The sequence below is a fragment of the Mycobacterium fragae genome (assembly GCF_002102185.1).
Classification (GTDB): domain Bacteria; phylum Actinomycetota; class Actinomycetes; order Mycobacteriales; family Mycobacteriaceae; genus Mycobacterium; species Mycobacterium fragae.
This window is the reverse complement of the sequence record NZ_LQOW01000026.1, coordinates 116,173-134,636: the sequence shown is the minus strand read 5'-3', so window position 1 is coordinate 134,636 and position 18,464 is coordinate 116,173. Positions and strand designations below refer to the sequence as shown.

The window sequence follows — 18,464 nt, the reverse complement described above, 5'->3', positions numbered from 1 at the left end:
GCTCACCGGGCCAGTACTCGGACACCGATCGCCGTCATGATCACGTTGATCACGAACAGGCAGATGAACGCGTACACCACGGTCTCGTTGACGGCGACGCCGACGCCCTTCGGCCCGCCCTTGACAGTCAGCCCGCGATAGCAGCCGACCAGGCCGGCGACGACACCGAACAGCAACGCCTTGACTTCGGAGAGGACCAGCTCCCCAAGGTGGGTCAGCACGGTCAGACCGTTGACGAAGGCCCCCGGGTTGACGCCCTGCAAGAGCACCGAGAACACATAGCCGCCGGCGATGCCGATGGCCGACACCAACCCGTTGAGCAGGAGTGCGACGAACGTTGAGGCGAGCACCCTGGGCACCACCAGCCGCTGGATCGGGTCGATGCCCAGCACGCGCATGGCGTCGATTTCCTCACGGATGGTGCGGGCGCCGAGGTCGGCGCAGATTGCGGTGGCCCCCGCGCCGGCCACTACCAGCACGGTGACGACGGGTCCGAGCTGGGTGATGGTTCCGAATGCCGTCCCCGCACCGGACAAGTCGGCGGCGCCGAGCTCGCGCAGCAGGATGTTTAGCGTGAACGCCACCAACACGGTGAACGGGATCGCGACCAGTAGGGTCGGGATCAGCGAGACGCGGGCGATCATCCAGGTCTGATCGAGGAACTCGCGGAACTGAAAAGGACGGCGGAAGGTAGCGCGGAAGGTCTCCAAAGACATTTCGACGAACCCGCCCACGGCCCGGGCCGGAACCGCAAGCTGTTCGATCAACCTGGTTCCCTTCTCGGGTTGGGGGGTCTGCAACGCCACCGCGAAGCCTGTCCGCCCCCGCGGCCGCCGGTTTATCTCCTTCTCGTCAGACGCTGCTCCGCCAGAGCCGGATCATAGTAACTAGAACAAGTTCGCAGTGTCAAAGGACAGCAAATTAGACAAAAGTTAGTAAGTTTGGCGAGGTCAGAGCGATTGTGACGCAGGCCATTCTGAAACGTGTTCTAGTCTGCGAACAGCGGTACGAATGTCCTGTTTACCGGAGTATTACTCCATCAGCCCGGTTGCCGCGAAGGTCCGCTCCGGATCACGCTCAGCAAAGTAGTCCTGCAGCGTTGCGCTGAGCTGCTGCGGGTCCCATGCCGGTGCTTCGGCAGCGAACTGGCGCTCCACACTCGGCGCCGACACCAGCGTCACGCGGGGTCCGTAGACGATGAAAACCTGGCCGTTGACCTTTTCGGCTGCCGGGGAGGCGAGGAAGCGGACCAGGGTGACGACGTGCTCGGGTGAGAGCGGGTCGATCTGGCCGTCGCCGAGCTCGGGCGCCTCCCCGAAGACGTCGGCAGTCATCGCGGTTCGCGCCCGCGGGCAGATCACGTTGGCGCAGACGCCGTAGCCGCCCAGCGCCCGCGCCGCCGTCAGCGTCAGTGCCGTGATGCCCGCCTTGGCCGCGCCGTAGTTCGCCTGTCCGACCGGACCCACCAGCCCCGCCTCCGACGAAGTGTTGACGATGCGTCCGTACACCGATCCGCCGGATTCCTTGGCCTTGGAGCGCCAATACGTGGCCGCATTGCGAGTCAGCAGAAAGTGACCGCGCAGGTGCACGGCGATCACGGCATCCCATTCTTCGTCGGACATGTTGAACAGCATCCGGTCCCGCGTGATCCCCGCGTTGTTCACGACGATGCTCAACCCACCCAGCCCGTCGGCGCAGCTGACCAACTCGTCGGCGGTCGCCCGTTGGCTGATGTCCCCGGTGACGGCGATGGCCTTGGAACCGGCGGCGGTGATCTCGTCGATCACGTCGGAACCGTCCAGCGCCGCGGCGATGTCGTTGACGACGACGGTCGCGCCGGCCCGGGCTAAGCCGATCGCCTCGGCGCGGCCCAGGCCCGCGGCCGCACCGGTGACCACCGCGACCTTTCCGGACAGATCGGTCGCGTTCGTGCTGCTAGTCAATTTATGAATACCTCTAGTCTTCGCGTTTGAGGGCAGCGCGCGGGCATTCAGCGATCGCCTGCTCGGCCAGCGCTTCCCGGTCGGCGGGAATCGGGTCGGTCTTCACCACCGCGTAGTCCTCGTCGTCGAGCTCGAAGATATCCGGCGCGATTCCCATGCATACCGCGTTACCTTCACACCGATCGCGGTCCACTATCACCCGCACGGCATCCTCCTTGAACGTGACCTCCAGGACGTATGACCCACCATACGACGACGGCTCGCTGGACCCCCAGACTAGAACGTGTTACAACCAGGGTTGGTGAACGGGTAGCCTTAAAGCCCGTCGAGCGTCGAGTTGTTGGGCGGAATGGGCCAATTTGGGCCCGATAACTCGACGCTCGGCAGATAGACCGGAGGGCGGCGAAATGCGCATCAGTTATACGCCGGAGCAGGAGGACCTGCGTCGCGAGCTGCGGTCGTACTTCGCCAAGCTGATCACCCCTGAGCGGCGTGAGGCACTGAACTCGACGTCCGGCGAGATCGGCAGCGGCAATGTCTACCGCGAGACGGTGGCGCAGATGGGCCGCGACGGGTGGCTGGCGCTGGGCTGGCCCAAGGAGTACGGCGGTCAGGCTCGGTCGACGATGGATCAGCTGATCTTCACCGACGAAGCGGCGATCGCCGGGGCCCCGGTGCCGTTCCTGACCATCAACAGCGTCGCCCCGACGATCATGGCCTTCGGCAGCGAGGAGCAGAAGAAGTTCTTCCTGCCCAAGATCGCGGCGGGCGAGCTGCACTTCGCCATCGGCTACTCCGAACCCGGCGCCGGCACCGACCTGGCCAACCTGCGGACCACTGCGGTGCGCGACGGCGACGACTACGTGGTCAACGGCCAGAAGATGTGGACCAGCCTGATCCAGTACGCCGACTATGTATGGCTGGCGGTGCGCACCAACACCGAAGCCAAGAAGCACCGCGGGATTTCGGTGCTGATCGTGCCGACGACCGCCGAGGGCTTCTCCTGGACGCCGGTGCACACGATGGCCGGGCCCGACACCAGCGCCACCTATTACTCCGATGTCCGGGTGCCGGTGGCCAACCGGGTCGGTGAGGAGAACGGCGGCTGGAAGCTGGTCACCAACCAGCTCAACCACGAACGCGTCGCGTTGGTGTCCGCGCAGCCGATCATCATGGCGCTCAACCAGGTTCGCGAATGGGCGCAGAACACCAAGGACGCCAGCGGCGCTCGGCTCATCGACTCGGAGTGGGTGCAGCTCAATCTGGCCCGGGTACACGCCAAGGTCGAGGTGCTCAAGCTGATCAACTGGGAGCTGGCGTCATCGGACGACGCCGCGCCGTCGCCGGCGGACGCGTCGGCGGCCAAGGTGTTCGGCACCGAACTCGCCACCGAGGCGTATCGGCTGCTGATGGAGGTGCTGGGCACGGGCGCGACAGTGCGACAGGATTCACCGGGCGCACTGCTGCGCGGCCGGGTGGAGCGAATGCACCGCGCGTGCTTGATTCTGACCTTCGGCGGCGGCACCAATGAAGTCCAACGCGACATCATCGGCATGGTGGCGCTGGGTCTGCCCCGAGCCAACCGGTAAAGGATTCTCATGGACTTCTCGACAACCGAAGCGGCGCAAGACCTCGGCGATCTGGTGACCACGATCGTGGACGCGGTGTGTACGCCGGAGCATCAGCGTGAGCTCGACGGGCTCGAGCAACGGTTCGACCGCGACCTGATGCGCAAGCTGATCGACGCCGATATCCTGTCCACCGCGGCACCGGAGTCGTTGGGCGGTGGCGGTTATGGCGTACTTGAGCAGACGGCCGTGCTGGTCGCCCTGGGCCGCGGGCTGGCTGCCGTGCCGTATCTGGAGTCGGTGGTGCTGGGCGCCGGTGCGCTGGCCAGATTCGGCTCGCAAGCGTTACAGCAGGAGTGGGGCGCGCCTGCGGTGAGCGGTGACAAGATCCTCACCGTCGCGACCGACGGCGAGATGGGCGACGGCCCGGTGCAGGCCTCGCGTTCCGGCGACGGCTACCGGCTGACCGGAACACGCACCCAGGTCGGGTACGGTCCGGTGGCCGACGCGTTTTTGGTCCCGGCCGAAACCGATTCCGGGACTGCTGTTTTCGTGGCTTCAGCTGCGGATCCTGGCGTGACCGTGACGGCGCTGGAGACCACCGGCCGGGGCAGCGTCGGGCACCTGCGGCTGGACGGCGTCGAACTGGACGAGACACGCAAGGTCGGCGGCGACCAAGTGCTGGGCTGGATTTCCACGCATGCCGCCCTGGGCCGCAGCGCCTTTCAGCTCGGCGTCCTGGACCGCGGGTTGCAGCTGACCGCCGAATACGCACGCACCCGTGAGCAGTTCGACCGCCCGATCGGCAGCTTCCAGGCGGTCGGCCAGCGGCTTGCTGACGGCTACATCGACGTCAAGGGACTGCGGTTGACACTGACCCAGGCGGCCTGGCGGCTCAGTGAGGATTTGCCGGCCGACACCGAGGTGGCCACCGCGGCGTTCTGGGCCGCCGACGCCGGGCATCGGGTGGCGCACACCATCGTTCACGTGCACGGCGGGGTGGGCATCGATATCGACCACCCCGTGCATCGTTACTTCCTGGCCGCCAAGCAGACCGAGTTCGAGCTGGGCAGTGCCACCGGCGCGCTGCGCAAGATCGGCCGCGAACTGGCGGATACCCCCGCCTGAGTTGTGAGCGATCTACCCACCGTCACCAAGCTGCTGGCGCCGCTGGTCGACGTCGACGATCGCGGCGTCTACTTCGAGGACTCGTTCACCAGCTGGCGTGACCACCTGCGCCACGGCGCCGCGGTCGCGGCGGCGCTGGGCGGGCGGCTCGACCCGACGCAGCGGCCGCACGTCGGCGTACTGCTGGAGAACACTCCGTTCTTCTCGGCCGTGCTGGTGGCCGCCGCAATGTCCGGCATCGTGCCGGTAGGGCTCAACCCGGTGCGCCGCGGCACCGCGCTGGCCCGCGACATCGCCCACGCCGACTGCCAACTGGTGCTTGCCGACTCGAATTCCGCTGCGACGCTGGGCGAAATCGAGCACATCAACGTCGAGTCCGCCGAATGGGCCGACGAGGTCGCGGCACACCGGGACGCCCAGGTGCGCTTCCGGACGGCCCGGCCCGATGACCTGTTCATGCTGATTTTCACCTCGGGCACCAGCGGTGACCCGAAGGCCGTCAAATGCAGCCAGGGCAAGGTCGGTATCGCCGGCGTGACGATGACCGAGCGCTTCAGTCTCGGCCCGGACGACATCTGCTATGCATCGATGCCGCTGTTCCATTCGAACGCGGTGCTGGTGGGATGGTCGGTGGCGTTGGCCTGTCGCGGCTCACTTGTATTGCGGCGCAAGTTCTCCGCCTCGCAGTTCCTGCCGGACATCCGCCGCTACGGCGCCACATATGCCAACTATGTCGGCAAGCCGTTGTCGTATGTACTGGCTACTCCGGAGCAGCCGGACGACGCCGACAACCCACTGCGGGCGGTGTACGGCAACGAGGGCGCGCCCGCCGATGTCGAGCGTTTCGCCCGACGGTTCGGCTGTGTCGTCATCGACGGGTTCGGCTCCACCGAAGGCGGCGTGGCGATCAGCCACACCCCCGATACCCCGCCGGGCGCTCTGGGCCCACTGCCCGATGGGATCGAGATCATCGACGTCGATACCGGCGAGCCGTGCCCGCCGGGAGTGATCGGCGAGCTGGTGAATGTCGGCGGGCCGGGTCGTTTCGAGGGCTACTACAACGATCCGGAGGCCGATGCGCAGCGGATGGCCGGAGGCGTCTATCACAGCGGCGACCTGGGCTACCGCGACGAGGCCGGCTACGCGTACTTCACTGGCCGGCTTGGTGATTGGCTAAGAGTCGACGGGGAAAACCTGGGCACAGCGCCCATCGAGCGGGTGCTGCTGCGCCACCCCGACGTGACCGAGGTTGCGGTGTATGCGGTGCCCGACCCGGCCGTCGGAGACCAGGTGATGGCGGCGCTGGTGCTGGCGCCGGGCGCCGAATTCGACGCCGACAAGTTCCGCGAATTCCTATGCGAGCAGCCTGATCTCGGCCCGAAGCAGTGGCCGTCATACGTACGGGTCAGCAGAATGCTGCCGCGCACTGCGACGTTCAAGGTGCTCAAGCGGGAGCTGTCGGCGCAGGGCGTCGACTGCGCCGACCCGGTGTTCACGATCCGCCGCTAACTGCGATCGCCGTGGCTAACCGGCCACCGAAATCGACTTTGTGTCGAGGTAGCTCTCGATGCCTTCGCGGCCCAATTCCCGGCCGTAGCCGCTGGATTTGACACCGCCGAAGGGGGCGCATGGGTCCATGGTGTAGCCCTGGTTGACTCCGAACGTGCCGCTGCGAATGCGGGCTGCCAGCGCCACCCCGCGCTCGCTGTCATCGGTCCATACCGAGCCGGCCAGCCCATAGTCGGAATCGTTGGCGATGCGCACCGCCTCGTCCTCGTCGTCGTATGCAATAACGGTCAGCACCGGGCCGAAGATCTCTTCCCGCGCAATGCGCATGGCGTTGTCGGCGCCGGCGAACAAGGTGGGCCGCACATACCAGCCCCGCTCGAGGCCGTCGGGCATACCGGTGCCGCCGGTGACCACACGCGCGCCCTCGGCCTGACCCGTCTCGATGTAGCCGGTGACCCGCTGTTGTTGCCGCTGTGCGACCAGGGGACCCAACTGGGTTGCCGAGTCGCTCGGGTCACCCACTCGCAGCGTTTGCATCTCGGCGGCAAGCGCGTCGACGAACTCGTCACTTCGCTTGCCGGGCACCAGGATTCGGGTGAGCGCATTACAGATCTGGCCGCTGTTGGACAAACTGGCCGACCGGATTCCGGCCGCAACGGCGCCCGGCTCAGCGTCGGAGAGCACGATCGCCGCGGATTTGCCGCCGAGCTCCAGGCTGACCCGTTTCAAGTCGGCGGCGCAGGCGGTGGCCACCTGTTTACCCGCGCCGGTGGATCCGGTGAACGACACCTTGTCCACGCCCGGATGCGCCACCAGGTATGCGCCGACCTCGCGCCCGCCGGGCAGCACGCTGACCACCCCGGGCGGCAGCTCGAGCTGCTGCAGAAGTTCGGCCAACAGCAACGCGTCGAGTGGCGTTTCCGGTGCCGGTTTGAGCACCACGGTGCATCCGGCCAGCAGCGCGGGCACCAGTTTGGTGACGATGAGGAACTGCGGCATGTTCCAGGGCACGATCGCGGCGACCACACCGACCGGCTCCCGCCGGATCCGAATGTCGGCGCCGTAGCTTCCGCGACGGGTCTCCTGCCACGGAAAGCCTTCGGCCAGATCACTGAACGCGTTCATCATCATCCACGGCAGCCCGACCTGAGCCCGCTGCGCGAAACTGATCGGAGCACCCATCTCGGTGGTGATGAGTTCGGCCATCTCCGAACGCCGCTCGCCGTACAGTCCGGCCAGCCGCCGCACCGCGGCGATGCGCTCGGCCGGCTCCAGCCGCGGCCATGGCCCGTCGTCGAACGCCGTCCGCGCAGCGGCGACCGCGGCGTCGACGTCTGCTGGCGCGGCGGCTGCCACCCGGGCGACGGGTTCTTCAGTGGCCGGCGAGATCACCTCGATGACGGCATCGCTGCTCGGCGCGGTCCACATTCCACCGATGAAGAGCTCGTCTCGCCGCCGCACGCCAACCTCCGCCGCCGAATATCAATTACTTGCGATTGCCTTTCCGAGCATATACCGTCGGCGCATGGCTCGATTCCCCAAGCCACCGGAAGGCAGCTGGACACAGCATTATCCCGAGCTGGGGACCGGCCCGGTGTCCTACGGGGATTGCATCTCGCCGGAATTCTACGAGCTCGAGCGGGCGGCAATCTTCAAGCGGGCGTGGCTGAATGTCGGTCGGGCAGAACAGCTTCCACGCAATGGCAGCTACTTCACCAAGGAGCTTAAGGTCGCCAACACGTCGATCGTGGTGGTCCGCAACACCCGCGGCGAGATCAGAGCCTTCCATAACATCTGCCGACACCGCGGCAACAAGCTGGTGTGGAACGACATGCCGCTCGAGGAGACCAGCGGCTTCTGCCGCCAGTTCCGCTGCAAGTACCACGCCTGGCGTTACGACCTGGACGGCAACCTGACCCACGTCCCGCAAGAGGGTGAGTTCTTCGACCTGGACAAGAAACGCTACGGACTGGTGCCGGTGCACTGCGAGGTGTGGGAAGGCTTCATCTTCGTCAACTTCGCCGACCGGCCCGAGCAGTCGCTGCGGGATTTCCTGGGCCCGATGATCACCGGGCTGGAAGGCTATCCGTTCGGCCAGCTGACCTCGCGGTGGTGTTACCGCTCGGAAGTGAAGGCGAACTGGAAGCTGTACATGGATGCGTTCCAGGAGTTCTATCACGCTCCGGTGTTGCACGCGAACCAGTCGCCCAGCCAGTATTCCAAGGCGGCGGCGGAGGCCGGTTTCGAGGCCCCGCACTACCGCATCGACGGGCCGCATCGGCTGGTCAGCACCTCGGGTGTGCGGGCCTGGGAAATGGACGCCGACATGCGCAAGCCGATCGAAGACATCTGCCGCAGTGGGCTTTTCGGACCATGGGACAGCCCCGATCTCGGCGAGCTGCCCGCCGGCGTCAACCCGGCCAACTGCAACCCGTGGGGGCTGGACTCGTTTCAGCTCTTCCCCAACTTCGTGATCCTCATCTGGGGGCAGGGCTGGTATCTGACTTACCATTACTGGCCCACGGCGTATAACAGCCACATCTTCGAGGGCACACTGTATTTCCCGCCGCCGCGCACTCCCCGAGAGCGGGTCGCGCAAGAGCTGGCAGCGGTGACGTTCAAGGAATACGGCCTGCAGGACGCCAACACGCTGGAAGCGACCCAATCGATGATCGAATCGGGCGCAGTCGACCGCTTCCCGCTCAACGATCAGGAGGTGCTGCTGCGGCACCTGCACCACGAGACCGCGACCTGGGTCGATGACTACCGCCGCCACACCGTGGGGGTCTCATGACCGGCAAGCTGCCACCCGAATTCACTGACCTGGAGCCGTTTTCCGACTGGTGTCTGCCAACCGAACCGCAGCGCTACCACAAGCGGCTCACCAGCTCGATGGCCGAAATGCAGGCCTTCTACGACGCGATCACCCCACGCGCGGAAGACGCGCTGGCCTACTGCGACAAGTTCAGCCTCGACGACCTGCCCGAGGACGTCATGAACTTGATGCACCTGCTGTATTCGATGATCATGGTGTCCTTCCCGGTCGAATGCTGGAAGCAGCCGCGGGTTCCCGATTCCGGTGCGTCGACTCTGGATTGCGTCTGCGAACCCGTGCCGTGATCGTTTTGCGGGCCGCCCGCTGGGCGGACGTCGACGCCGGCGAGGTCCGCTCCCCGGCGGTGGTCGTGGTGGACGGCGACCGGATAAGCTCGGTGAATCCGGCTGAGCCACCGTCGGATTCGGCTCTCGACGTCGACCTCGGCGACGTAACTCTGCTGCCCGGGCTGATGGACATGGAACTCAACCTGCTCATCGGCGGACCCGGCGGACCGGAAGGCTTGCCGACCCCGATGCACGGCGTCCAAGACGACCCGGCATACCGCACACTGCGCGGCGCGGTGAACGCCCGCACCACACTCGACGCGGGATTCACCACCGTCCGCAATCTGGGCCTCATGGTCAAGACCGGCGGCTATCTACTGGATGTGGCGCTGCAGCGCGCGATCGACGCGGGCTGGCACATCGGCCCCCGAATTGTCCCGGCCGGGCATGCGGTCACACCGTATGGCGGTCATCTGGATCCGACGGTGTTTCAGCGCCTGGCCCCGGGCATCATGCCGCTGTCGGTGGCCGAAGGCATCGCCAACGGGGTGCCCGATGTGCGCGCATGCGTGCGTTACCAGATCCGCCACGGCGCCAAGGTAATCAAGGTATCCGCCTCCGGCGGAGTGATGTCGCACAGCACGTCACCGGGATCGCAGCAGTACTCCGACGAGGAGTTCGCCGCGATCGCCGACGAGGCGCACCGCGCCGGGATCCGGGTGGCCGCCCACGCGATCGGTGACAGCGCCATCCGCGCCTGCATCAAGGCCGGAATCGACTGCATCGAACACGGTTTCCTGGCCACCGATGACACCATCCAGATGATGGTCGATCACGGCACCTTCCTGGTGTCGACCACCTATCTGACCGAGGCCATGGCCGTCGACCGGGTCGCACCCGAGCTACGCAAGAAAGCCTCCGAGGTGTTCCCGCAAGCGAAAGCGATGCTGCCCAAGGCGATTGCCGCCGGGGTGCGGATCGCCTGCGGCACCGACGCGCCGGCGATCCCGCATGGCCAGAACGCCAAGGAACTCTGCGCGCTGGTCGACCGCGGCATGACACCGATGCAGGCGATCCGCGCCGCCACCGTGACCAGCGCCGAACTCATCGAGGCCGACCACGAACTCGGCCGGCTCGCACCCGGCTACCTCGCCGACGTCGTCGCGGTGCCCGGTGACCCGTCGCGCGACATCGCCACCACCCTCGACGTGCGGTTCGTGATGAAGAACGGCCACATCCACAAGCAGCCTTAGGACACAGCATGGAGCTCACCGACAACATCCTGTGGTTGCTCAAGCAGGCCTTTCACTTCTCGCTGAAGACGGTGAACGACGCGATCAGCAGCCACGGGGTGACCACCGCTCAGATCGGCCTGATGCGCCAATTGGCCAATGAGCCGGGGCTATCCGGGGCGGAGTTGGCGCGCCGGTTGCTGATAAGTCCGCAGGGCGTGCAGCTGGCGATCACCGCGCTGGAACGCCGCGGCCTGGTGGAACGCAAGCAAGACCCGCAGCACGGACGAATCTTGCAGACCTACCTCACCGATCAGGGCCGGGCGGTGGTCGCCGCCGTGCTGGCGGACGCACTGGCTGCGCATGAGCGGGTGTTCGGTGTCCTCGATGCCGATGAGCAGCGGCTGCTGCACGATCTGTTGGCCCGCGTGGTCGAGCAGGGCACCGGCAACCCACTGTTCAGCGATCACACCGAGTCCTGACTAGCGCCGCTGCTCGCCACACAGGCAGCGATATGTCAAGTACTTGATATAAGGCCAAGTACTTGATACTCTCGCCGGGATGGGATACGCGGGTACGGGGCGCGAGGCCGATACCGAGACGGTGGAGCGCGACATGACGGGCCCGACGACGGAGAAGGTGACCTTCAGCATCGACCGACGGACCACCACGGTGAGCTACCGAGACGGAAATACGCTGCTGGAGACCGCGCGCTTGGCCGGCCTGAACCCGCCGTCGTCATGTGAAAGTGGTTCGTGCGCAACGTGTATGGCCCGCGTGGTGGAAGGCAGCGTGCGGATGTTCAACAACGACGCGCTGACCGACGAGGAAGTCGCCGAGGGCTGGGTGCTCACCTGTCAGTCGCTTCCGACCAGTCCCGAGGTCCGGGTGATCTATGAATAGGGTTGCGGTGGTGACCGGCGGTGCGTCCGGTATGGGTGAGGCGACCTGCCATGAGCTCGGCCGTCGCGGACACAAGATTGCGGTTCTGGACATCAACGGTGAAGCGGCGCAGCGCGTTTCCGACGAGCTGCGCGCCGGCGGAGTTAGCGCGCTCGGCGTGGCCGTCGATGTCACTGACCGGCCTGCGGTCGAGGAGGCGTTCGCCAAGGTGCGCAGCGAGATTGGCCCGGTGGGCATATTGGTCACCAGCGCGGGCATGGTGGACTTCGCCCCGTTCACCGATATCACCCCGGAGTCGTGGCAGCGCATCATCGATGTCAATCTCACCGGGACGTTTCACTGCTGCCAGGTGGCGCTGCCGGACATGGTGGCAGCGGGCTGGGGCCGCATCGTGATGATTTCGTCGTCGTCGGCCCAGCGCGGCTCTCCTGGCATGGCCCATTACGCCGCCTCGAAAGGCGCAGTGATCACGTTGACCAAATCGTTGGCGCACGAATACGCGTCGGCCGGCATCACCGTCAACAACATTCCCCCGTCGGGCATCGAAACCCCGATGCAGCACCAGTCCCAGGAGCAGGGCAAGCTGCCGTCCAGCGACACATTGGCTCGACGAATCCCGATGGGGCACTTGGGCACTGGTGCCGACATCGCGGTTGCCGTCGGGTTTTTGTGCTCGGAGGAGGCCGGCTTCATCACCGGGCAGGTACTCGGCGTCAACGGCGGAGCAGTGATGTGACAGGAGGTTCGCATGGCGCGATGGCCTAAACCAGCAGAAGGCAGCTGGACCGAACATTACCCGGACCTGGGCATCGGCCCGATTTCGTTTCGCGATTCCACATCACCGGAGTTCTATGCGCTCGAACGAGAAGCTATCTTCAAGCGCGCCTGGCTCAATGTAGGCCGCATCGAGGAACTCCCCCGCGTCGGCAGCTACTTCACCAAAGACATTGCGGCGGCGGGCACATCGATCATCGTGGTCAAGGGCAAGGACCAGACGGTCCGCGCGTTCCACAACGTCTGCCGTCACCGCGGAAACAAACTGGTGTGGAACGACTTTCCCAACGAAGAGACCAAAGGAGTGTGCCGCCAGTTCACCTGCAAGTACCACGGCTGGCGCTACGACCTCGACGGTGCGCTGACGTTCGTCAAGCAGGAGTCGGAGTTCTTCGACCTCGACCGCGACTCCTACGGTCTGCGCGCGGTGCACTGCGACGTCTGGAACGGGTTCATCTTCGTCAACTTCGACGCCGAGCCGCGGCAAACGTTGCGGGAATTCCTCGGCCCGATGATCACCGCCCTGGACGGCTATCCGTTCGACAAGCTCACCGAACGCTATGACTGGGTCGCCGACAACAACAGCAACTGGAAGATCTTCGCCGACGCCTTCCAGGAGTACTACCACGTGCCCTCGCTGCATCCCCAGCAGGTTCCCCCCGAGGTGCGCGATCCCAACGCCGGGTTCGAGTGCGCGCACTTCCAGATCGACGGGCCGCACCGTCTGGTGTCCACGGCGGGCACCCGCCGCTGGCTGCTGGCACCGGAATACATGTATCCGATCGAACGGGCAACGCGCAGTGGGCTTGTCGGCCCGTGGCGAACGCCCGACCTCGGTGAGTTACCTGCCGGGCTCAACCCGGGCGGCATCGAGCCCTGGGGAATCAGCAACTTCCAGATCTTCCCGAACGTGGAGATCCTCATCTACGGCGGCTGGTACCTGCTCTACCGGTATTGGCCGACGTCGCACAACACCCACCGATTCGAGGCCTACACCGCGTTTCACCCCGCTCGCAGCGTGCGTGAACGCATCGAACACGAAGTCGCCGCGGTGGTGCTCAAAGAGTTCGCGCTACAGGACGCCGGCATGCTGGGTGGCACCCAGGCCGCGCTGGAAACCGGGATCATCGACGACTTCCCGCTCAATGACCAGGAAATCCTGGTCCGCCATCTGCACAAGGCGGTCGGTGACTGGGTGGCCACCTATCAGGCCGAACGCACGCCGGTGGGGGCCAGCCATGGCTGACCCGATGCTGCCCAGCGCCTTCGCCGAGCTGGAGCCGTACGCCGAGACCTGGTGCCTGCCAACCGAAGCCGAGCGCTGGGACAGGCGGATGGCCAGCAGCATGGCCGAGATGCGGGAGTTCTACGACGCGTTCTTTCCTCGGCTGGAAGAGGCGATCGAGTACTGCGACAAGTTCTCGCTCGACGACCTGCCCGAGGACGCTCTGAACCTGCTGCACCTGATCTATTCGCTGATCATGATCGCGATGTCGGTGGAGATCATGCATCAGGTCAGGCCCACCGACGCCGCCGACGCGGTCATGACCCGCATCAGCGAGCCGGTGCCCTGAAAGGACACGCGATGAGTCTGCTGACCGTCAACAAGCTCACCGCTTCGGTGGGCGCCGAAGTCACCGGCATCGATCCGGACCGACTGGCCACCGACGACCTGCTCGCGCAAGCGGTGCTGGACGCACTGGAAGACAACGGTGTGCTGGTCTTTCCCCGGCTACATCTCAATCCCGAAGCGCAAGTTGCGTTTTGCCGCCGGCTCGGTGCCGTCGACCACTCCTCCGACGGCCATCACCCGGTGGCGGGAATCTACCCGATCACCTTGAACCCGGCGAAGAACTCGTCGGCGGCGTATCTGCGCGCCACGTTCGACTGGCACATCGACGGCTGCACCCCCGATGGCGACGAATGCCCACAGAAAGCCACGGTGTTATCGGCGGTACAGGTCGCCGAATCCGGCGGGGAAACGGAGTTCGCCAGCTCCTACGCCGCCTATGACGCGTTGACTGACGCCGAGAAGCAGCGCTACGGCTCGTTGAAAGTCGTTCATTCCCTGGAAGCCTCGCAACGACGCGTCACCCCCGATCCGAGCTCCGAGCAGTTGGCGCGGTGGCGGGCGCGCCGCACCCACGAACATCCGCTGGTCTGGACGCATACCAGCGGTCGCAAGTCGCTGGTGCTTGGCGCGTCGGCAGACTACGTGGCCGGCATGGACCTCGACGAGGGCCGCGCACTGCTGGCCGAACTGCTCGACCGCGCCACCGTGCCCGAAAAGGTCTACAGCCACCGCTGGTCGGTTGGTGACACGGTCATCTGGGACAACCGCGGCGTGCTGCACCGCGCCGCGCCCTATGAACCACACTCGCCGCGAGAGATGCTGCGCACCACGGTGCTCGGCGACGAACCGATCCAGTAGCCAATTCGTCGACATGACCAGGTTCCCGGGTGTCTGATTAAGGCGTGACCGTGTGGAATGACGCCCATTCGCCGGGTAACCCGGCGATCATGACGCCGGATGTTCAGCAGGCCGTGTGGTTTCTGGGTGCTCTGGTCCGCGTCCGCGCCGGCGGGGACGCAACAGCCGGTAGCCTAGCGATTCTCGAACACCAGGGTGGGCGTGGCTACAGCAGTCCGATGCATCGTCACCTAGCCGACGAGGAGACATTCTTCGTCATCGACGGCGAAGTGCGCATCGAGGTCGGCGGCCAAACGCGTGCCGCGGGAGCGGGCGCAGCGGCGTTCCTGCCCCGGCAACTGCCGCATGCGTTCGTGGTGACCAGTCCGCAGGCCCGGTTCCTTACGTTGCATACGCCGGCCGGCTTTGACAGGTTCACGCTCGCAGTCGGAACTCCTGCCACGGACACCGCCACGATGCCGCCCGAGGAGTTGCCGCCCGATCCGGCCGCCCTTGCGGCAATGGCCAGTTCGTACGGCATCGAGATCGTGGGTCCGCCCCCCACGCTGTGACACCCCACGGATGCCGACCCGTGATCGACGGTCAACCATTCATACCCAGAATGCGGGCGGCGTTGTCATACAAGAACTTCGGCCACACCTCGTCGCGCAGCGGGACGTCGGGCATTTCGGTGAAGATTCGCTCCAGCGACAACCCCATCGGGAAGTACCCGGCGTAGAGCACCTTGTCCGCCCCACGGGTGTTGGCGTAGTCGATGATCGCCTTGGGGTAGTACTTGGGCGCGAACGCCGATGTCGAGTAATAGAGGTTGGGCCACTTCAGCATTAGCTTGACCGCCAGCTCCTCCCACGGCTCACACCCGTGGCGTGTCACGAAGACCAGGTCGGGAAAGTCGAACATCACGACGTCGATGCGCGCGACGTCCTGCGGGGCGAACGGCACCCGCGGCCCGGGCACACCGGCGCACACGAAGATGGGTATGCCGAGCTCGACGCAGGCAGCGTAGATCGGATACATCTTCGGGTCGTCGATGGGAACCTGCGGAAAGGTGCCCGCGGGGAAAACCGACGTGGCGCGGATCCCGATTTCGTCGTGCGCACGGTGGATGGCTTTAACCGACCCCATCACGTCGTTGGGATCGCTCACCGAGCCCGAGGGCACGAACCGATCCGGGTATCGCTTCAAGGCCAGCCGCGAAGTCTCGTCGCCGACGACGATCAAACCCTTCTCGATGCCGAAGCGGTCCATCTCATGCACGGTCACCGCGACGGGATCGCTGGTCGGCAGGTCTTTCGGCACGTCTTTGAACATGTACTCGACCGGGAATTCGAACGTCTCGCGCGACTCGCGGTCCTTGGTCTGCTTGCGGATGAAGTCGTATTGGCCGGAACCCTCGTGAGGAAAGCCGATCATGGTGTCGAACACCGGCAACCCGGCATTGCCAGCCATCAGATCCTCCGATCTACCATCTCAGCCCAGTATCGACGGCACCACCGCGTCGATCAGATGCGGGCCGGTTTCGGCGAAAGCGGCGCGCAGGGCGTCGGCGAACTCCTCGGCCGTGGTGACTCGGCGCGCCGCGACCCCCATGCCTTCGGCGAGCTTGGCGAAATCCATTGGGGGATGCTTTAAATCGAGCAGTTCGCGAGCTTTCGGCCCGGGCGCGCCCTCCGCGCCGACCCGCTGCAGCTCGAGCCGCAGGATGTCGTAGGCGCCGTTGTTGTAGACCACGGTGGTCACGTCGAGGTTCTCCCGCGCTTGCGTCCACAGTCCCGAAATCGTGTACATCGCCGATCCGTCGGATTCCAGGCACAGCACCGGCCGGTCGGGCGCGGCCACCGCCGCACCCACCGCCGTTGGGATGCCATAGCCGATGGCCCCGCCGGTCAGGGTCAGCCAGTCGTGTGCCGGCGCGCCTGCGGTGGCCGCCGGCAGCGGCAGGCCCGACGTGTTGGACTCGTCGACGACGATCGCCTGTTCCGGCATGAGTGCGCCGATCACGTCGGCCGCCGAGGCGGCGGTCAGCGCACCGGTCGGCAACTGCGGACGTGACGGCGCGGCCTCGGCGGCGGTCGTGCCGGGCGCCACTTCGTCGGCCAACGCTGCCAGCGCATCGGCGGCGCCGGTGTGGCCGGCGAGCACATGCACCTGGCAGCCCTCGGGAACCAGGTCGCTGGGTTTGCCCGGGTAGGCGAAAAACGACACCGGCGATGCCGCCCCGGCCAGCACCAGATGTTTGGCGCCGTCGAGTTGGGCCGCGACGGCCTCGGCGAAGTAGGCGAGCCGGTCGACGGCGGGGATACCGGCGCCGCGCTCCAACCGCGTCGGGAATGTCTCGCAGTACCAGCGGGCTCCGGTGGCCGCGGCGATGCGGGCGGCCGCCGTCAACCCCGGCCTGCCGGTGGCATCGCCGCCGATCAGGATCACCGAGGGTTCTTGCGACCGTAATACCTTGGCAGCCAACCCGACCGCGTCCATGTCGACATCGGCCAGCGTCGTCGGCTGCGACACTGTGTCAGGGATTTGCGCGTCGTCGGTCCAGGAAACGTCGGCCGGCAAGATCAGCGTCGAAATCCGCCGGGTTGCCCGGCTCGCCGCGATCGCCTCGGCGGCATCCGCGGCGACATCGCCGCTACTACCGGTGCGCTTTACCCAACCCGAGACGCTGCCGGCCAGCGCGTCGATGTCGGATTCCAGTGGGGCGTCGTACTTCTTGTGATAGGTGGCGTGATCGCCGACGACGACCACCATCGGCACCCGCGCGCGACGGGCGTTGTGCAGGTTGGCCAGACCGTTGCCCAGTCCCGGCCCGAGGTGCAGCAGCACCGCGGCGGGCCGGCCCGCGATGCGCGCATAGCCGTCGGCCGCCCCGGTCGCGACACCCTCGAACAGGGCCAGCACGCCACGCATCCGAGGAACGGCGTCCAACGCAGCCACGAAGTGCATTTCGGACGTACCGGGGTTGGCGAAGCACACGTCGACTCCGCCGTCGACCAGAGTGTTGATCAGCGCACGGGCACCGTTCATTTCCGCGACTCCCCTTGCGTGAGCCCGAAGACCCGCTCGGCGTTAGCGTGCAGATAGTCCCGCCGAGCTTCGTCATCGAGCCCGAGTTCGCCGAGGCCTGCCAGCGCATGCGAATGCGCGATCATCGGGTAGTTGGTGCCGAACAACACTTTCCGCTGCCCGGTATCGGTTTTCATGAATCGGATGAGCTCCGCCGGCAGCCGCTTGGTGGTGTAGGCAGACGTGTCGATGTAGACGTTCTCATGCTTACGAGCGACCGCGACCATCTCCTCGGTCCACGGATAGCCGACGTGCCCGCACACGATGACCAGCTCCGGAAAGTCGAGGGCGACCTGGTCGATGTAGGGAATCGGACGTCCGGTCTCCGACGGTCGCAGCGGCCCGGTGTGACCGACCTGGGTGCAAAACGGGACGCCGAGCTCGACGCACTCAGCGAACAGCGGGTAGTAGCGCCGATCGGTGGGCGGCGCGTCCCACAACCAGGGAACCACTCGCAGCCCCACGAATCCGCCGTCACGCATGCGAGCGCGCAGCTCGCGCACGGCCGCCATCGGACGATCGAGGTCGACGGTGACCAGACCGGCAAACCGGTTGGGGTGCAATCGAATCCATTCCGCGACCTCATCGTTGGAGATGAGGTCCTGGCCGCCCGGTCCGCGCCAGGCGCTGAGCAGCCCGAGGTCGACGCCGGCCGTGTCCATGGATGCGATGGTTGCCTCGATCGGGACGTCGGTCTCAGGTATCGCCCCACCCGTCCATCGCCGCAGCGAGGCCAGCATGTCGCTGCGAAGGAACCGTGCGGTGGGATGCTGCATCCACACATCGATCGTCATCGCGTATCGACTGT

Annotated in this window: 19 protein-coding genes and 1 pseudogene; 13 read left to right on the top strand and 7 right to left on the bottom strand. The window is 66.0% G+C overall.

Going from position 1 to position 18,464, the window contains the following annotated elements:
* Positions 1 to 2 precede the first annotated feature (2 nt).
* From AWC06_RS15060 to AWC06_RS15050, 3 genes are all read right to left on the bottom strand, one after another.
* On the bottom strand, positions 3 to 767 hold the full coding sequence (locus AWC06_RS15060) for an MlaE family ABC transporter permease (RefSeq protein ID WP_085199025.1): 765 nt from the start codon (positions 765 to 767) through the stop codon (positions 3 to 5).
* Between the two features lie 264 nt (positions 768 to 1,031).
* Positions 1,032 to 1,943 carry a 3-oxoacyl-ACP reductase gene (locus AWC06_RS15055; RefSeq protein WP_085198797.1) on the bottom strand — a complete coding sequence of 304 codons (912 nt, stop codon included), beginning with the start codon at positions 1,941 to 1,943 and terminating at the stop codon, positions 1,032 to 1,034.
* 13 nt (positions 1,944 to 1,956) lie between these two features.
* Positions 1,957 to 2,148 (bottom strand): ferredoxin, encoded by a 192-nt coding sequence (locus AWC06_RS15050; protein WP_045377263.1) that lies wholly within the window; start codon positions 2,146 to 2,148, stop codon positions 1,957 to 1,959.
* Positions 2,149 to 2,350: 202 nt separating this feature from the next.
* Between AWC06_RS15050 and AWC06_RS15045 the strand changes: the two genes are divergently transcribed.
* Genes AWC06_RS15045 through fadD17 form a run of 3 tightly spaced genes read left to right on the top strand, consistent with a single transcriptional unit; the run spans position 2,351 to position 6,148 of the window.
* Positions 2,351 to 3,532, top strand: coding sequence for an acyl-CoA dehydrogenase family protein (locus tag AWC06_RS15045; protein ID WP_085198796.1), 1,182 nt, complete (start codon positions 2,351 to 2,353; stop codon positions 3,530 to 3,532).
* Positions 3,533 to 3,541: 9 nt separating this feature from the next.
* Complete coding sequence (locus AWC06_RS15040; protein WP_085198795.1) at positions 3,542 to 4,639, top strand: acyl-CoA dehydrogenase family protein; 1,098 nt, start codon at positions 3,542 to 3,544, stop codon at positions 4,637 to 4,639.
* A gap of 3 nt (positions 4,640 to 4,642) precedes the next feature.
* Complete coding sequence (fadD17, locus tag AWC06_RS15035; RefSeq protein ID WP_085198794.1) at positions 4,643 to 6,148, top strand: long-chain-fatty-acid--CoA ligase FadD17; 1,506 nt, start codon at positions 4,643 to 4,645, stop codon at positions 6,146 to 6,148.
* A 15-nt stretch (positions 6,149 to 6,163) separates the two neighbouring features.
* Here fadD17 and AWC06_RS15030 read toward each other — a convergent pair whose 3' ends face one another.
* Entirely contained in the window at positions 6,164 to 7,576 is a 1,413-nt protein-coding gene (locus AWC06_RS15030) for an aldehyde dehydrogenase (protein WP_085199024.1), read from the bottom strand.
* A gap of 97 nt (positions 7,577 to 7,673) precedes the next feature.
* Here AWC06_RS15030 and AWC06_RS15025 point away from each other — a divergent pair, with 97 nt between their 5' ends.
* From AWC06_RS15025 to AWC06_RS14980, 10 genes and pseudogenes are all read left to right on the top strand, one after another.
* Complete coding sequence (locus AWC06_RS15025; RefSeq protein WP_085198793.1) at positions 7,674 to 8,942, top strand: aromatic ring-hydroxylating oxygenase subunit alpha; 1,269 nt, start codon at positions 7,674 to 7,676, stop codon at positions 8,940 to 8,942.
* The gene (locus tag AWC06_RS15020) at positions 8,939 to 9,268 is read left to right on the top strand and encodes a hypothetical protein (protein WP_085198792.1); all 330 of its coding nucleotides are present in this window, start codon (positions 8,939 to 8,941) and stop codon (positions 9,266 to 9,268) included. Before AWC06_RS15025 ends, AWC06_RS15020 begins: the two co-directional genes overlap by 4 nt.
* Positions 9,265 to 10,503, top strand: a complete 1,239-nt coding sequence (locus AWC06_RS15015) for a metal-dependent hydrolase family protein (RefSeq protein ID WP_085198791.1) — start codon at positions 9,265 to 9,267, stop codon at positions 10,501 to 10,503. The genes AWC06_RS15020 and AWC06_RS15015 overlap by 4 nt, the downstream gene beginning before the upstream one ends.
* An 8-nt stretch (positions 10,504 to 10,511) precedes the next feature.
* Positions 10,512 to 10,964 (top strand): MarR family winged helix-turn-helix transcriptional regulator, encoded by a 453-nt coding sequence (locus AWC06_RS15010; RefSeq protein ID WP_085198790.1) that lies wholly within the window; start codon positions 10,512 to 10,514, stop codon positions 10,962 to 10,964.
* A gap of 172 nt (positions 10,965 to 11,136) precedes the next feature.
* Positions 11,137 to 11,385 (top strand): annotated as a pseudogene (locus AWC06_RS15005) (2Fe-2S iron-sulfur cluster-binding protein); the annotation flags it as partial.
* A complete protein-coding gene (locus tag AWC06_RS15000) occupies positions 11,378 to 12,121 on the top strand; it encodes an SDR family NAD(P)-dependent oxidoreductase (RefSeq protein WP_085198788.1) in 744 nt (247 codons plus the stop codon). The pseudogene AWC06_RS15005 and the gene AWC06_RS15000, both read left to right, overlap by 8 nt.
* Positions 12,122 to 12,133: 12 nt before the next feature.
* Positions 12,134 to 13,405, top strand: a complete 1,272-nt coding sequence (locus AWC06_RS14995; RefSeq protein ID WP_085198787.1) for an aromatic ring-hydroxylating oxygenase subunit alpha — start codon at positions 12,134 to 12,136, stop codon at positions 13,403 to 13,405.
* A complete protein-coding gene (locus AWC06_RS14990; RefSeq protein WP_085198786.1) occupies positions 13,398 to 13,733 on the top strand; it encodes a hypothetical protein in 336 nt (111 codons plus the stop codon). Before AWC06_RS14995 ends, AWC06_RS14990 begins: the two co-directional genes overlap by 8 nt.
* Positions 13,734 to 13,744: 11 nt before the next feature.
* Positions 13,745 to 14,590, top strand: a complete 846-nt coding sequence (locus AWC06_RS14985) for a TauD/TfdA dioxygenase family protein (RefSeq protein ID WP_085198785.1) — start codon at positions 13,745 to 13,747, stop codon at positions 14,588 to 14,590.
* Positions 14,591 to 14,634: 44 nt separating this feature from the next.
* A complete protein-coding gene (locus tag AWC06_RS14980) occupies positions 14,635 to 15,141 on the top strand; it encodes a cupin domain-containing protein (RefSeq protein WP_211281970.1) in 507 nt (168 codons plus the stop codon).
* Positions 15,142 to 15,172: 31 nt separating this feature from the next.
* Here AWC06_RS14980 and AWC06_RS14975 read toward each other — a convergent pair whose 3' ends face one another.
* Genes AWC06_RS14975 through AWC06_RS14965 form a run of 3 tightly spaced genes read right to left on the bottom strand, consistent with a single transcriptional unit; the run spans position 15,173 to position 18,450 of the window.
* Complete coding sequence (locus AWC06_RS14975; RefSeq protein WP_085198784.1) at positions 15,173 to 16,039, bottom strand: amidohydrolase family protein; 867 nt, start codon at positions 16,037 to 16,039, stop codon at positions 15,173 to 15,175.
* A gap of 21 nt (positions 16,040 to 16,060) precedes the next feature.
* A complete protein-coding gene (locus AWC06_RS14970) occupies positions 16,061 to 17,617 on the bottom strand; it encodes an acetolactate synthase large subunit (protein ID WP_085198783.1) in 1,557 nt (518 codons plus the stop codon).
* The gene (locus AWC06_RS14965) at positions 17,614 to 18,450 is read right to left on the bottom strand and encodes an amidohydrolase family protein (protein ID WP_085198782.1); all 837 of its coding nucleotides are present in this window, start codon (positions 18,448 to 18,450) and stop codon (positions 17,614 to 17,616) included. Before AWC06_RS14965 ends, AWC06_RS14970 begins: the two co-directional genes overlap by 4 nt.
* Between the last annotated feature and the right edge of the window lie 14 nt (positions 18,451 to 18,464).